Raw genomic sequence first — 15,246 nt, forward strand, 5'->3', positions numbered from 1 at the left:
TCAAACGTAACGCAGGGGTAGCGAGACGCTGACTCGCGTACCGTGCGTGCAGGAAATCGTCAGCGAACCGCCGAGCGCCGTAACGCGCTCGCGCATCCCGGTCAGGCCAAAACCCTGCTGACCGGAGCCCGGCGGCAGACCGCTGCCGTCATCCTCAATCACCAGCATCAGCCGCTCGTCCTGCTGCCAGCCCTGCAGCGTCACCGCGCTGGCGTTGGCATGTTTCACTATATTGTTCAGCCCTTCCTGACAGACGCGAAACAGCGTCACCCGCAAACCCTCGCTGAGCGCCGTCTCGTCGATCCGCCAGTCGAGATGGCTGACGATGCCGCGACTTTCCAGCTCCATTTCCCGCATCAACGAGCGGATCGCCTGTTCCAGCGTTAAATCATCCAACTGGCGCGGACGCAGGCGTCCCAGCAGGCGGCGCACAGAATCATAGACGCCCAGCGAAAGCTGTTCGATAAGCTGTCCGCTCTGCTTCACGCCGCCGTTTTCAACCGCCAGCCGCTGCACGATTCCGGCCTGAGTACGGATCGCGGTGATGGTCTGGCCGATATCATCGTGCAACTCACGCGCCACGTCGCGGCGTACGCTCTCTTCCGTTTCCAGCAGGCGCTCCGCCAGCCGGTGATTGCGCGCCAGTTCGTTTTGCAGCGACTGGTTCAGCTCGCGCAGACGCTGAATACCCGCGCCAAGCAGCAGTCCGGTCAGGCTTTGCGCCAACAGGGAGAGCAATAAATCTACGGGGTGATCGTGCCAGGTCTGGCTGGCAATCAGCGCGATAGCGTTCATCAGGGTTGCGATCAGTGCCCCCTGCCAGCCGTAATGCCAGGCCAGCGCAATAATCGGCAGCGCCAGACAGAAGGGGGTAAATCGCGAAAGCTCTGCGGGTAATCCCAACTGGAGCCACAGACTGACGCTAAACAGCAGCAGATACCAGATCAGGTGCCGACCGCGCCAGTTCACCGGTTGCGACACCAGCGCCGGACCCAGCGGCAGCCAGGTCGTACTGGTCAGATAGTGCCAGAACACCAGGCAGATCGGTGCCAGCGTCAGTCCGCCGGTCAGGGTCAGCAGCAGCGCATTCCACGCTTCTTCCCCCTGTCCCAGCCAGGGCAGCGACTGCAACAGCGCTGCCGCCGTCAACGCCGCGCCCTGAAGCAGCAGCGTTCGCCAGTCACGCTGATGGCGATAACGGGAGATCAGCGCCACGGGCAGCAGCGTCAGCAGGCCGCCAATCAGCAAAAGGGGAAGATGCTCCAGCGCCACTTCCTGCGCCAGCCAGAAGGTCAACAGCCATTCCGCGCCCAGCAATACCGGCCAATAGCCGCGTGGACATTGCAGCATCAGCCCCAGGCGCAAACCAAACGGGAACAGCAGTACCGCCAGTTCCGGACGCTCAACCAGATGCAGGCTGATGCTCCACAGACAAAACCAGGCGGCAGAGAAAATAAAAAAACAGGCGAGAACGGTGATAAACCGTGACAACAGGGTTTTCATTGCCAGCCGTCAAACATGCGCCGCGCCAGCTCAACGTCATTGCTGACGCCCAGTTTTTCCATCAGGTTTGCGCGATGGACGTGCACCGTTTTCGGCGATAGCCCCAGCTCGACAGCAATCTCTTTTACCGCCATCCCCTGCGCCAGTTTTTCCGCCACCTGGCGCTCGCGCCGGGTCAGCGGATCCTGGCGGCCAGCCGCCAGTTTGACGGCGATTTCTGGCGTCAAATAACAGCCGCCGGTAGCCACGGTATGTACTGCGGCAATCAGTTCATCCGGGCTGCAGCGTTTGGAGAGAAAGCCGCGCGCCCCGGCGTTCAGAGCCTGTTCCACCAGCGCCGGGCTGTCGTGTACCGAGAGCATGATGGTCGCCATCCCTTTTGGCAACTGGCTCAACAGCTCCAGACCGGAGATATCCGGCATCGAGATGTCGCAAATACACACCTGAACACCGCGTCCCGGCAATCCCGCCAGCGCCTCACGCCCCGAGCCAAACTCGGCGACCACCTGTAAATCGGCCTCCAGCCCAAGCAATTGGGCAAAGCCGGAGCGAACGATAAGGTGGTCGTCTATAAGGGCAACGGTAATCATGGCTCTGTCCTGGCGGGTAAAAAAACGCGCTTACCTTAACGATAAGCGCGTTGCTGTTCAAGCCTTGAGCGATCAGGCGATACCCGTGGTGACCGTAAAACTCCGCGTTTGCTGCGGCGGCACGTCAAGTAATGAGCCATTTCGCTGGGCGGCGAGAAAGCCTTCCGGACGGCAGGTGGCGGGCAGGGCGAATGCTGCGACCTGCTGATCGCCGTTATACAGGATCCAGCGGGTGACATAGTTGAGTTCCGAACTGGCGAAACGGGTGACAAACGTGGTGCCATCCGGGGCGATCATGCGGAATTCGGGTTTATCCGTATACCTGTCCAGTTTGTCGGCAAAGAAGACGATTTCCGGATCGTAAAAGTCAGGTTCATTGAGCGCGGCCAGCGACGCGTCGCCTTGTAAGATCCGCTGATTAAACGCCAGCCACTGTGCGGTGGGTTTCACATGCGCCGGGACCGATTCGCGAAGCCGCAGCGCCTCATCCGGGATATTCTGGCTGAAAGTGGCTTCCGGTACGTACGCATAGTTCATGTGGCACATGTACTGTAACGGCATCGCGACGGATGCGAGGTTAGTGACGGCCATCTGAATATCAAACAGCGCGCTCGCTTTATGCATCACCACCGCAGGCTGCGCCTGATAATGATGACCGAATCCCATCACATACTCGTAGCGTCCGGTCACGCGCAGACTGTCGCCGTCCAGTTCCAGCCAGGCCTCGTCCATCGCGGCGCAGGCCATTTCACCGTGCAACGGGTGCGTATCTTCCGGCGACGGGCAGCCATTGGCCAGCAGGCCGGAATGGAAGGCAAAACAGCCATAGGTCGCCACGACTTCCGTTGCGGGTTTCGGCTGGCGGAACATGTTGCGCATGGTCAGATCGTGACCATCAAACCGGGCATCCCAGATCATCTGCCCCATCCAGGGCAGAATCACCAGATGACCACGACTGTTCTGCACCTTCAGCCCTTCCACACCGCTGGCATAACGAAAGGCAGTGACCGTGAAATCACAGTTCTCCAGCAGGACTTGAGGATGTTCACCAAAGAGCGTCCGCCACAGAGTAATACGTGTTGTCATCATCGTTCTCCTCAGGATGCAGTCGCTTCAGCCAGGCTGCGCACTTTGCTTTCACGCCAGAAGTAAACCCCTACGTAAACGAAGCACAGCATGGAGACGAGGAACGAGAGTTGTAGCGAGTGGAACATATCCGCCACATAACCCTGAATCGCCGGAACCACGGCGGCGCCAACGATGGCCATCACAATCACCGCACCCGCCATTTCAGTATGTTCGTTATCGACCGTATCCAGCGTACCGGCATAGATGGTCGCCCAGCAAGGTCCAAACAGAATGCTCACCAGTACCGCGACGTATACCGCGCTAAAGCTCGGAGCCAGCGAAACATAGGCAAGGAACAGCGCGCCGATAATGGAGTAAAGGATCAGCACCTTTTCCGGATTAAAACGGGTCATCAGGATGTTGGCGATAAACTTACCGATAAAGAAGCAGGCAAAGCTATAGACCATGAAGTTAGAAGCATCACGCTCGTTGATATCGCCCAACTCCAGCGCCAGACGGATGGTGAATGACCACACGGCAACCTGCATTCCCACGTACAGAAACTGCGCCACAATACCGCGGCGGAAACGGGCATTGCTCGCCAGATAGCGCAATGTGTCCATCGCTGACGGGCGTTTATGGTTGGCGGTTTGCGCTACTTTGCAGGTCGGGAAGCGGGTCAGCAGGAACAGTACCATCACCACCACCAGAACCATAATCATGTACTTATACGGCTCAAGGGTGTTTTCCAGCATCAACACTTTAAAGTTATGGATCTGCTCGGCATTCATCCCCGCCATCTGTTTTTCCAGACTGTCGCCTTCGGAAAAGACCAGATATTTACCCAGCAAAATGCCGGACGCCGCGCCAATCGGATAGAAAGTCTGACTGATATTCAATCGTAAGGTGGCGTAGGCTTTTGGACCGATCATCGAACTGTAGGTGTTCGCCGCGGTTTCCAGGAAGCTCAGACCAATGGCAATCGCGAAGATCGCCGCAAGGAACATGGTGTAAGTGGCCATGTGTGAGGCCGGGAAAAAGAGCGTACAGCCGACGATATACAGCGTCAGGCCGATTAATATCGCTACTTTATAACTGGTCTTTTTAATCACCAGGGATGCCGGGATCGCAATTAAAAAATAACCGCCATAAAAGGCGCTCTGAACTAATGCTGAGGCAAAGTTGCTGAGTGAAAATACGCTTTTGAATTGCGTAATCAAAATATCATTTAATGCGGCTGCGCATCCCCATAACGGGAATAAACAGGATAACAAAATAAACTGGAACAGAGGGGTCTTATTCAGATATCCATCGGGCATCTGAATGATGTTTTTATCGTTCATAGTGCTACCTTTTACAGTGCAGGAGTATTATTCGTTTAGGGTAAGAAATTCATTAAATTGTTCGATACTCGGATAAGAGGATTGTGTGCCTTTCCCGGTAACGCTAAACGCTGCGAAAAGGACGGCTTTCTTCATCGCGGCTTCGACATCTCCGCTCTGGACATAGTAATGGGCAAAGCAACCGATAAAAGCATCGCCTGCGCCACTGGTATCAACAGCATTAACGCGAAACGCCGGAACATGAACTTCCTGGTCACGCGTCATCCATAACGCACCTTTTTCGCCCATGGTGACAATAATATTGTTTAACCCTTTATCCACCAGGGATCGGGCGGCGGCACGAATATGATCATACGAGTCCACCGACATGCCGGTTAATATTTCCAGCTCGGTTTCATTCGGTACAAAGAAATCACATTTACAGGCGTACGACATATCTAATTCCCGCAATGCCGGAGCGGGATTTAATAACACTTCAATACCATGCTTTTTGCCAAATTCAATAGCGTGATAAACCGTCTCCAGCTGAACTTCCAGTTGCAAGACAATAAGCTGACATTTTTTTAAATCTTCCGCTGCGCGATCGATATCTTCCGGAGAGAGGAATTTGTTCGCCCCTTTAATAATAAGAATGCTGTTACTGGAGTTCGCATTCACAAAAATCGGCGCCACGCCGCTACTGGTGCACGGGACTTTTTCGACATAGGTGGTGTTGATGCCCCAGGATTCGAGATTGCGAATCGTGTTATCCGCAAAGATATCGTCACCGACTTTGGTCAGCATCAGCACTTTCGAATTGAGTTTCGCCGCAGCAACAGCTTGATTCGCACCTTTACCACCGCAGCCGATTTTAAACGCTGGCGCTTCCAGGGTTTCCCCTTCTTTGGGCATCTGATTGGTGTAGGTGATGAGATCCACCATGTTAGAGCCAATAACCGCGATATCCATTTTACTACCTCTCAGAAACAATCACACAACAATGATATTAAAATAACATTATCATGTTACTTCCGTATCATTTGTGACTACGATCGCGATTGGAAGATCATTTCACTGTTTATTTATTAGGCGCATTATGCACATGCAATCACCCTTCCCCATCCATCAATAGTTACAATTAACTGAAATTAAACTAGTTATAATCAAAGAAACGCGAACGAACGCGCTTTTAATTCCTGCCTGCCGGACGTATAGTAATGCAGCAACATAATGTTCCAGTGGACACAAAAATGTTACTGATGGAACATACGCAACATGAATCGCGGAGAAGGTGAATGGAAACCAAGCAAAAAGAACGTATTCGACGTCTGATGGAACTGTTGAAGAAGACCGACCGCATCCATCTGAAAGACGCCGCGCGGATGCTGGAGGTTTCCGTGATGACCATCCGCCGCGACCTTAGTCAGGATGACGAACCGTTACCCCTGACGCTGCTCGGCGGCTATATCGTCATGGTGAATAAACCTGCCGCGTCCTCTCACGCCCCGCTGCCTGCGGTTAAAACCCATCATCGCGACGATTTGCCTGTCGCGATCCTGGCGGCCGGTCTGGTGAGCGAAAACGATCTGATCTTTTTTGATAATGGTCCGGAGATGCCGTTGGTGATCAGCATGATCCCGGACGAGATCACCTTTACCGGGATCTGCTACTCGCACCAGGTTTTTATCGCGCTCAATGAAAAACCCAACGCCACAGCGATCCTCTGCGGGGGAACCTATCGGGCGAAGAGCGATGCGTTCTACGATGCCAATAACCCGTCACCACTGGATTCACTGAATCCGCGGAAAGTCTTTATCTCCGCCAGCGGCGTACACGAGCACTTCGGCGTCAGTTGGTTTAACCCGGACGACCTTGCCACTAAGCGTAAAGCGATGGAGCGCGGACTACGTAAAATTTTACTGACGCGTTACGCCCTGTTCGATGAGGTCGCTCCCGCCAGCATCGGCCCGCTTTCCACCTTTGATGTCCTGATATGCGATCGTCCGTTACCGGCAGATTACGCCACCCACTGCCGGAACGGTTCTGTCAACGTGATTACCCCTGATTCAGACGGCGATTAATTTACTCAAAGAACACGGCAATTTTGTTGAACATCGTCGGGTCTGACTGATTACGTACCACTTTCACCACATCTTCCAGCTTATCGATTTGGCTAATCATCTGCTCCAGACGCTGATCGTCGTTGACCAGAAGCCAGATGCGGCTCTGGTCGCTACTCTGAATCGGCAGACAGAGGATGCCCTCGACGTTAAATGCACGGCGGGCAAAGAGTCCGCAGACGTGGGTCATAACGCCTGGGTGGTTGCGGACGGTGAGTTCCAGAATGACGTTCTCATGTGATTGTTTCTGCATGGCTTATTCCCCCACCATCTCTGTATTTGCCGCGCCTGGCGGTACCATTGGATACACTTTTTCTTCCGCATCAATGCGGACATGGATCAGCGCCGGTCCCGGCCGACTGATGATCTCCTGCAATGCCGCCTGCGGGTCCGCTTCGTTATTCAGATCGCAGGTATGCAAACCAAATCCGGCCGCAATCTGCATGAAGTTGATGGTTCCCGGATAGGTCGCCGCAAAAACGCCCTGCTTGTAAAACAGACTCTGCTGTTGATGCACCAGCCCCAGCGCTTCGTTATTCATCAGGATGATTTTCACATCCAGTTGGTTTTCGCTGGCGGTCGCCATCTCCTGAATGTTCATCATCAGACTGCCATCGCCGGAGAAGCACAGTACTTTCTTATCCGGGTTCGCCAGCGCCGCGCCAATTGCCGCCGGCAGACCAAATCCCATGGTGCCCAGCCCGCCAGAGGTCAGCCACTGGCGTGGACGGTTCAGCGGATAGGCCTGCGCCGCCCACATCTGATGCTGGCCCACGTCGGTAGTGATAATCGCGTTGTCGTCCACACAGGCCGCCACGGCGTTGATCAGACCATAATGACTGAGTGGGTCGCTTTCCTGTGGAATGGTACACGGAAATTCACGTTGCAAATCGCTGACCAACTGGTGCCACTCTGCGCGCGGTTTCGCCTCAATTTGTGGAATCAGTTGCGCCAGCACGTCATCCACATCCGCCTGAATCGCGATGTGCGGCTGCTTGATTTTACCCAGCTCCGCGCGGTCGATATCGACGTGGATAATTTTGGCGTTCGGGCAGAACTGCTCGGTTTTGCCTATCGCCCGGTCATCAAAACGCGCGCCCAGCACGATCAGCAGATCCGCCTCTTGCAGGATGAAGTTGGTGCTGCGTGCGCCGTGCATCCCTAACATGCCTAACGACAACGGATGCGCTTTCGGCAGCATTCCCAGCGCCATCAACGTCATGGTGGTCGGCAACTGCGCCTTTTCCGCCAGTTCACGCACCCGCTGTGGCGCATTAATCACCCCGCCACCGAGGTACAACACCGGGCGCTGTGCAGCGTTAATCATTGCGGCTGCGTCACGAATGCTGTCTGCACTGAATTCCGGCGTCGCCATTTTCTGTGCCGGTTCTGGCATCTCGTCAATCTCGAGGACCGCCATCTGGATATCCTTAGGTATGTCTATCCACACCGGGCCAGGACGTCCGGACTGAGCAAGACGAAATGCGTCGCTCATCACCTGCGGGAGTTCATCGATATGTCTGACCAGATAGTTATGTTTTGTGATGGGGATAGAGATGCCGTAGGTGTCCACTTCCTGGAAGGCGTCGGTGCCGATCATGGAGGCCGGAACCTGCCCGGTGATACACACCATAGGGATAGAATCCAGGCGCGCATCGGCGATAGCGGTCACCAGATTGGTCGCGCCCGGCCCGCTACAGGCCATGCACACCGCCGGTTTGCCGTCGGTGCGCGCCATGCCCTGCGCAATGAACCCCGCTCCCTGCTCGTGGCGCGCCAGAATATGGCGGATTTGCGTGCTCTGACTTAAGGCATCATAGACGGGGAGAATCGATCCACCGGGAATCCCAGTGACAATCTTAATGCCCTGACGTTCCAGAAAATGAACGATGAATTCAGCGCCCGTAAAACGCGTATGCTGGGATGTTGATGTTGTGCCCGAACTTGCCATGCTCCAGTCCTTTTGTTCTGGGCCGACGCTCCGGACAGGTCTCTTAAACGAAAAACCCCGCCCGGTTTGCGCCGGCGGGGTTTTGGAATCGTGTGTTGTTCCGGACCCTACGGCGCATTGCCGACGACCACCACCACACGCACGACGACCGCTGCGCGAGATGGCGCAGTGTTTAGTAGGGTCGCAGTCAGCATGGAAGGGTTCATTAGGGACCTTGTCTGTTTAATGATTAACAGGATTTATACAAGCACAGCTTTCATAACCTGACAACGGAAAAATTTTCATCTGCGTAAAAATGCGTCGACGATCACGTTTCGCTAATAAAAACCCCTGAAAACAAAAAACCCCGCCGGAGCGAGGTTTTTTCAGCGGGATGCGGTTGGTTGCCGCAAAGCACACTGTGTTATGTCAACAGCAAAAGTATACGCGTTCTGCGAAGAACACGCAATTTCGGCACGGATTTTGACACTTTTGAGTATGGATCAGAAGTTCGGTACTGTCCACAAATACCTGTTCATTCATACAGTATTTATCTATAATATCTCCGTACGCAGTGTGTCAGGTGGGGCCGCATCGTAAACCGGCGCAACAAAGTCCTGGCTGAAACGGGTGGTGCCGTCAGCGCCTTAACCCCCCCGGTGAGCACACTGTGTTATGTCAACAAAGGTGCTGATAACAGGCGGCGGAAAGGCACGTCAGCACCGTGCTCCTTTGCTAAAGGAGACGCGTATGAGCCTCGTGGATATCGCTATTCTTATCCTGAAACTCATTGTTGCAGCCATGCAACTGCTTGATGCTGTTCTGAAATACCTGAAGTAATTCAGATTCAAGTCGCACTAAAGGGGAGCGGGCAACCGCTCCCCTTTTACATCGCAGATGCTTATGCGGTGATGATATGTTACGTTTTTATGACATTCCCTGATGACGTCTGCGCTATGACCCTTACTGTTTTCTGCATTTTGCTGTTCGCCGCACTGCTGCACGCCAGCTGGAACGCCATTGTGAAAGCCGGGAACGACAAACTCTACGCCGCCATCAGCGTCAGCGGTTCCGCCGCCATTATGGCGCTCCTGTGCCTGCCCTTTGCGCCACCACCCTCAACCGCCAGCATCCCGTTTTTAGCGGCCTCGACCGCATTACAGGTGGTCTACACCGTACTGGTCGCCAGAACGTATACCGTTTCCGATATGAGTCAGACCTATCCGCTGATGCGCGGGACGGCGCCGCTACTGGTGGCCATCATCAGCGTACTTTTTCTTGGCGACAGCCTGTCCGCCCTGGCCTGGACGGGTATCGCGGTGATCTGCGCCGCCATCCTCGGCATGGCCTTTAACGGTCGGACTCGTTCGCAGCAAGGTATTGTGCTCGCCCTGATTAACGCCTGTTTCATCGCCGGATATACGCTGGTCGACGGCACCGGCGTCAGGCTCTCGGAAACCGCGCTGGGATACACGCTCTGGACCTTCTTTTTGAACGGTTCCTGCCTGCTGGGATGGGCGATGATGGCCCGTCGCCGTGAGGCATTGCGCTATCTGACGCAGCACTGGAAGAAGGGGATTTTTGGCGGCATTGCCACCATGGGCTCTTACGGACTGGCACTCTGGGCAATGACTCTCGCGCCGCTGGCTGTCGTCGCTGCACTGCGTGAAACCTCAATCCTGTTCGGCGCGCTGATTGCCTGGCTGCTGTTGAAGGAACGAGTGGTGGGGTTGCGCCTGGTGGCTGCTGGCGGAATTGCCGCTGGCGCCATTCTGTTACGCCTGTCCTAGAACTCAAACTCGGCAACATTTGTTGCCGCTTTTTGTTTACATATCCTGCCGTTCACTCCTTTTCCATTCCCGCTCACCATCTGGCCTTCTTTTTTTAGTGTGGTAGATTTCACTCGCATTTATGGGAATGCGTAGCACCTTATTCTTATTTTTTCTCTTTTTGAAAAGTATTCAGCGAAATGAAAAGGCAGAGAAACGTCAATTTGTTGTTGATGTTGGTATTACTTGTGGCTGTGGGTCAGATGGCACAAACCATTTATATCCCTGCCATTGCTGATATGGCACGCGAGCTTAACGTTCGCGAAGGGGCCGTGCAAAGCGTGATGGCAGCTTATCTGCTGACCTATGGCGTATCGCAACTGTTTTATGGCCCTCAGTCCGAACGCGTCGGACGCCGCCCGGTGATCCTCGTCGGGATGTCGATTTTTATGCTTGCCACGCTGGTCGCGATTACGACTCACAGCCTGACGGTGCTGATCGCCGCCAGTGCGTTGCAGGGAATGGGGACCGGCGTCGGCGGGGTAATGGCTCGAACCTTACCGCGCGATCTGTACGAAGGCACACAGCTGCGCCACGCCAACAGCATGTTGAATATGGGCATCCTGGTCAGTCCGCTGCTGGCCCCGCTGATTGGCGGGCTGCTGGATACAATGTGGAACTGGCGCGCCTGTTACGTTTTCCTGCTCGTGCTCTGTGCGGGCGTCACTTTCAGCATGGCGCGCTGGATGCCGGAAACGCGTCCTACCGGCGCGCCGCGCACGCGGCTGATTGCCAGCTATAAAACCTTGTTTGGTCACAGCGCGTTTAACTGCTATCTGCTGATGCTGATTGGCGGACTGGCAGGGATCGCGGTGTTCGAAGCGTGCTCCGGCGTGCTGATGGGCGCAGTGTTAGGGCTGAGCAGTATGGTGGTGAGCATCCTGTTTATCCTGCCGATTCCGGCGGCGTTTTTCGGCGCATGGTTTGCCGGTCGCCCGAATAAGCGCTTCTCCACGCTAATGTGGCAGTCGGTGGTGAGTTGTCTGCTGGCCGGGCTGATGATGTGGATTCCCGGTTGGTTTGGCGTGATGAATGTCTGGACGCTGCTGATCCCCGCCGCGCTGTTCTTCTTCGGTGCCGGGATGCTGTTCCCGCTGGCAACCAGCGGCGCAATGGAGCCGTTCCCGTTCCTCGCCGGTACAGCAGGTGCGCTGGTAGGCGGCCTGCAAAACATTGGCTCCGGCGTACTGGCGTGGCTTTCCGCGATGCTGCCACAAACCGGGCAGGGCAGCCTCGGCCTGCTGATGACGCTTATGGGGCTGCTGATTTTACTGTGCTGGCTACCGCTGGCGGCGCGTTTTTCACACCAGGGACAGGCGATTTAATGACCGTGTGGCCGGGCGTTTCGCAGTCCGGCGCAATCATCGCCAGTAACAGCGGTTCGAGCGCGGGCCGCCATGCCCCCTCTTCCCCGTCGTAAAATTGCGTATCGGCGTTGATCGCATAGGGAATTTTCGCTTTCTTCAACTCGCAGGCCATAAACGTGGCAAAGGCCAGCTGTGAAGAGGACGGGGGATTCTTACTGGTTTCTCCCGTGGCCCAACCGCCAACCCAGCTGACATGCCCGCTTTTTTGTTGCCAGTGCACCGCGCTAGCGATGCGCGCGCGAATCGCCGCTTTCTCTGTCGCCGTCCCCGACGTCCAGGGGTATTTACCGTTATTTTTCACCGGTCCCCACGGGAAGATATGCCATTCCGCCAGGACATAGTTCTGGCTTTGCGGCGGCAGGCGTAGATTCGGCAGCTCTTCCGGCGCGGCGCGCAGACGCGGCGCGACAAAAATCATCCGTTGCGGATCAATAGCATGGATAGTGCGAATGGTCTTTTCGTACACCCGGTTCAGGGAGGCCAGATTATGATTCAGCTTACCGGCCGGTTCGTAAATCAGATCAAACCCCAGCAGCGGCGCGCGGTGAGCGAAATAGTGCGCTACTGCGACCCACCAGTTGGTCACCTCTTTTTCGTTGCTCGCACTGGGATCATTTTTATACTCGTCGGCCTGGTAGGCGATAACCGGAATGACGCCATACTGCTCGCAAGCTTCCACCAGCTTGCGCAGATGAATAAGCCGCGCCTCGGTGGGTTCTCCCGCCACCCGAATGCGTACATGGGTAATCCCTTTGGCGTGGAAGTCCCGCACCACCAGCGGGTCAAACTCCCGGATACCCTGTTCCGTGCGTGCCCAGTCGACGTCCATCCCCACACCGAGCTGCTGCGCATAATGTGTTGCCGTCAGCGGCGGTTGCGCTGCCCCCAGGGCGAAACTGACCAACACGAAGAGCGAGACGAGCGGTTTAATCACGATGACCCTCAGTAATGTTGCAAGCGCTATCTCGTATTTAGCACGCTTTTTTAGTTATCGCGTAGCAGTTTCGCTTTGGGTAAACGGCTTCGCCTGCTCACGCAGCCAGGTGATAAAGGCATCAATTTTCGGCCATTGTCTGCCGGGTAACGTCGTCATGTAGTAATGCTGATGACAGGTCAACGCCATCTCACCAAACGGGGCGACCAGCTCACCGCTTTCGAGCCGCTTCTGTACCAGCCGTTTACGCCCCATCGCCACGCCGATATGGTTCATGGCGGCAATCACCGCTAAATCAGAACGATCGAAGCCAATTCCTGACGATGTCGGCAAATTCACTGAAAAATGTTGTGCCCAACTATGCCATTCATCGGTTCCTGAATCATTGCTCCAGGCCTGACGGTCATGCAGCAGCGTGCAGTGCGGCAAATTCACCAGCGAGCCCATTAAATCAAAACGCCGGGCATAATCCGGGCTACAAACGGGGAGAATCGCTTCATCCATTAAAAAGTGATGTTCCAGTTGGGCAGATGGCGCATCGTCAAAGTAGAGTGCCAGATCGACCCCGGCGCGCTGCAGGTTTACGTTGTCGTTGCCGGTTAAGATCGTGAGCGAGATTGATGGATAGCGGCGGGTAAAGTCACCCAGCGCAGGCACCAGCCAGCACTGCGCGATAGACGGGCGAGAATAGACGGTCAACGTCCCGGAGAGTTCCTGATTTTTGATATCGAGGATCTCCTGGTTCAGCGTATCCAGCGACGATTTCAGCGCCCAGAACACCCGCTTACCTTCATGGGTAAGTTCCACTTTGCGGTGCGAACGGACGAAAAGCTGGATCCCCAACTCCTCTTCCAGTTGGTTAATGCGGTGGCTGATAGCGCTGGGACTCAGCGACAGTTCGTCTGCGGCCATCGCAAACGACTGATGTCGCGCGGCCACTTCAAACGTGTACAGTTTCGATAATTGCCAGCCATTGAGGAGATGGTTTCTGACTTCGCGAAGGGGTTCCATTTATACCTCGGTGACTTCAGCTTCAGTCCGGCGAAGTGTAAAAAAAAACGCAGAAAAAATCAGCATAAAGATGAATGAGGGTGAACCATATCGCAAAATTGCGCGAATATTCGATGTAAATCACCTCTTTGATTCAATCTGATTCATGTGAATGAGGATTTATATCGTTTGTCAGCCCACGCCGAATTTTTGTCCAATAGGGACAGGTTAATCACAGGGCAAGGTGAGATATGCACTCTCAAATCTGGGTTGTGAGCACGCTGCTAATTAGCATTGTGTTAATTGTATTGACCATCGTGAAATTCAAATTCCACCCGTTCCTGGCACTGCTGCTCGCCAGTTTCTTTGTGGGAACCATGATGGGCATGGGGCCGCTGGATATGGTCAACGCCATTGAGAGCGGGATTGGCGGTACGCTGGGCTTTCTCGCCGCCGTCATCGGTCTGGGTACGATTCTCGGCAAAATGATGGAGGTTTCCGGCGCAGCAGAACGCATCGGCTTAACGCTCCAGCGCTGTCGCTGGCTCTCTGCTGACGTCATTATGGTGCTGGTGGGGCTGATTTGCGGGATCACGCTGTTCGTTGAAGTTGGCGTGGTGCTGTTAATTCCGCTGGCGTTCTCCATCGCGAAAAAAACCAACACCTCGCTGCTGAAACTGGCAATCCCGCTATGTACCGCGCTGATGGCCGTTCACTGCGTCGTACCACCGCACCCGGCAGCGCTGTTTGTCGCCAATAAACTGGGCGCGGATATTGGTTCAGTGATCGTCTACGGCCTGTTGGTTGGCCTGATGGCGTCGCTGATCGGCGGCCCGCTGTTCCTGAAATTTCTCGGCAATCGCCTGCCGTTCAAACCGGTTCCCGCTGAGTTTGCAGACCTCAAGGTACGCGAAGAAAGCACGCTGCCGTCGCTGGGCGCAACGCTGTTTACCGTCCTGCTACCGATTGGTTTAATGCTGGTGAAAACCGTTGCTGAACTGAACATGACCAAAGGCAGCACGCTGTACACCCTGCTGGAATTTATCGGTAACCCGATCACCGCGATGTTTATTGCCGTCTTCGTGGCGTATTACATCCTCGGTCTGCGCCAGCATATCGGCATGAGCACCCTGCTCACCCATACCGAAAACGGTTTTGGTTCTATCGCCAATATTCTGCTGATTATCGGGGCGGGCGGGGCATTCAACGCCATCCTCAAAAGCAGCGGTCTGGCAGACACGCTGGCGGTGATCCTTTCCAATATGGATATGCACCCGATTCTGCTGGCCTGGCTGGTGGCGCTGATTCTGCACGCGGCAGTCGGTTCAGCCACCGTTGCGATGATGGGCGCCACGGCGATTGTCGCGCCGATGCTGCCGCTTTATCCCAACGTCAGTCCGGAGATTATCGCCATTGCCATCGGTTCCGGTGCCATTGGCTGCACGATCGTCACCGACTCCCTCTTCTGGCTGGTTAAGCAATATTGCGGCGCCACCCTGAATGAGACGTTCAAATACTATACGACCGCGACATTCATCGCCTCGGTCATTGCACTGGCTTGCACATTCCTGCTTTCCTTTATCATCTAAGCGC

General features: G+C 55.1%; 15 protein-coding genes. 5 read left to right on the forward strand and 10 right to left on the reverse strand.

What is annotated here, in order from left to right; all coding sequences use genetic code 11:
- The 5 genes from uhpB to rbsK all read right to left on the reverse strand — a co-directional run bounded on the left by uhpB (window position 1) and on the right by rbsK (window position 5,452).
- Window positions 1-1,503: a signal transduction histidine-protein kinase/phosphatase UhpB gene (gene uhpB, locus C2U53_RS09505; protein WP_044256147.1), complete on the reverse strand. Its 1,503-nt coding sequence runs from the start codon at window positions 1,501-1,503 to the stop codon at window positions 1-3.
- Window positions 1,500-2,093: a transcriptional regulator UhpA gene (gene uhpA, locus C2U53_RS09510; RefSeq protein ID WP_042998704.1), complete on the reverse strand. Its 594-nt coding sequence runs from the start codon at window positions 2,091-2,093 to the stop codon at window positions 1,500-1,502. The genes uhpB and uhpA overlap by 4 nt, the downstream gene beginning before the upstream one ends.
- Window positions 2,094-2,165: 72 nt before the next feature.
- Window positions 2,166-3,179, reverse strand: a complete 1,014-nt coding sequence (locus C2U53_RS09515) for an aldose 1-epimerase family protein (RefSeq protein WP_042998705.1) — start codon at window positions 3,177-3,179, stop codon at window positions 2,166-2,168.
- Window positions 3,180-3,190: 11 nt separating this feature from the next.
- On the reverse strand, window positions 3,191-4,504 hold the full coding sequence (gene fucP, locus C2U53_RS09520; protein WP_042998706.1) for an L-fucose:H+ symporter permease: 1,314 nt from the start codon (window positions 4,502-4,504) through the stop codon (window positions 3,191-3,193).
- 27 nt (window positions 4,505-4,531) lie between these two features.
- A complete protein-coding gene (gene rbsK, locus C2U53_RS09525) occupies window positions 4,532-5,452 on the reverse strand; it encodes a ribokinase (RefSeq protein ID WP_042998707.1) in 921 nt (306 codons plus the stop codon).
- Between the two features lie 326 nt (window positions 5,453-5,778).
- Between rbsK and C2U53_RS09530 the strand changes: the two genes are divergently transcribed.
- A complete protein-coding gene (locus C2U53_RS09530) occupies window positions 5,779-6,564 on the forward strand; it encodes a DeoR family transcriptional regulator (RefSeq protein WP_042998708.1) in 786 nt (261 codons plus the stop codon).
- Between the two features lies 1 nt (window position 6,565).
- Here C2U53_RS09530 and ilvN read toward each other — a convergent pair whose 3' ends face one another.
- The 3 genes from ilvN to ivbL all read right to left on the reverse strand — a co-directional run bounded on the left by ilvN (window position 6,566) and on the right by ivbL (window position 8,760).
- Complete coding sequence (gene ilvN / locus C2U53_RS09535) at window positions 6,566-6,856, reverse strand: acetolactate synthase small subunit (RefSeq protein ID WP_042998709.1); 291 nt, start codon at window positions 6,854-6,856, stop codon at window positions 6,566-6,568.
- A 3-nt stretch (window positions 6,857-6,859) separates the two neighbouring features.
- Window positions 6,860-8,554 carry an acetolactate synthase large subunit gene (gene ilvB, locus C2U53_RS09540; RefSeq protein ID WP_104445848.1) on the reverse strand — a complete coding sequence of 565 codons (1,695 nt, stop codon included), beginning with the start codon at window positions 8,552-8,554 and terminating at the stop codon, window positions 6,860-6,862.
- Window positions 8,555-8,661: 107 nt separating this feature from the next.
- The gene (ivbL, locus tag C2U53_RS09545; RefSeq protein ID WP_042998711.1) at window positions 8,662-8,760 is read right to left on the reverse strand and encodes an ilvB operon leader peptide IvbL; all 99 of its coding nucleotides are present in this window, start codon (window positions 8,758-8,760) and stop codon (window positions 8,662-8,664) included.
- A gap of 523 nt (window positions 8,761-9,283) precedes the next feature.
- On the opposite strand from ivbL, the gene tisB reads away from it, so the two are divergent.
- From tisB to emrD, 3 genes are all read left to right on the forward strand, one after another.
- Window positions 9,284-9,373, forward strand: coding sequence for a type I toxin-antitoxin system toxin TisB (tisB, locus tag C2U53_RS09555; RefSeq protein ID WP_042323479.1), 90 nt, complete (start codon window positions 9,284-9,286; stop codon window positions 9,371-9,373).
- Window positions 9,374-9,489: 116 nt separating this feature from the next.
- A complete protein-coding gene (locus C2U53_RS09560) occupies window positions 9,490-10,323 on the forward strand; it encodes a DMT family transporter (protein WP_054177161.1) in 834 nt (277 codons plus the stop codon).
- A 179-nt stretch (window positions 10,324-10,502) separates the two neighbouring features.
- Entirely contained in the window at window positions 10,503-11,687 is a 1,185-nt protein-coding gene (gene emrD, locus C2U53_RS09565; protein WP_104445849.1) for a multidrug efflux MFS transporter EmrD, read from the forward strand.
- Here emrD and C2U53_RS09570 read toward each other — a convergent pair.
- Window positions 11,614-12,663 (reverse strand): cellulase family glycosylhydrolase, encoded by a 1,050-nt coding sequence (locus tag C2U53_RS09570; RefSeq protein WP_099433254.1) that lies wholly within the window; start codon window positions 12,661-12,663, stop codon window positions 11,614-11,616. The two genes, emrD and C2U53_RS09570, sit on opposite strands and share 74 nt — an antisense overlap.
- Before the next feature lie 54 nt (window positions 12,664-12,717).
- Window positions 12,718-13,674 (reverse strand): DNA-binding transcriptional regulator DsdC, encoded by a 957-nt coding sequence (gene dsdC, locus C2U53_RS09575; protein WP_042998715.1) that lies wholly within the window; start codon window positions 13,672-13,674, stop codon window positions 12,718-12,720.
- 230 nt (window positions 13,675-13,904) lie between these two features.
- On the opposite strand from dsdC, the gene dsdX reads away from it, so the two are divergent.
- Complete coding sequence (gene dsdX / locus C2U53_RS09580; RefSeq protein ID WP_042998716.1) at window positions 13,905-15,242, forward strand: D-serine transporter DsdX; 1,338 nt, start codon at window positions 13,905-13,907, stop codon at window positions 15,240-15,242.
- Window positions 15,243-15,246 lie beyond the last annotated feature (4 nt).

Source organism: Citrobacter sp. CFNIH10, from assembly GCF_002934585.1.
In the GTDB taxonomy this organism is placed as follows: domain Bacteria; phylum Pseudomonadota; class Gammaproteobacteria; order Enterobacterales; family Enterobacteriaceae; genus Citrobacter_A; species Citrobacter_A amalonaticus.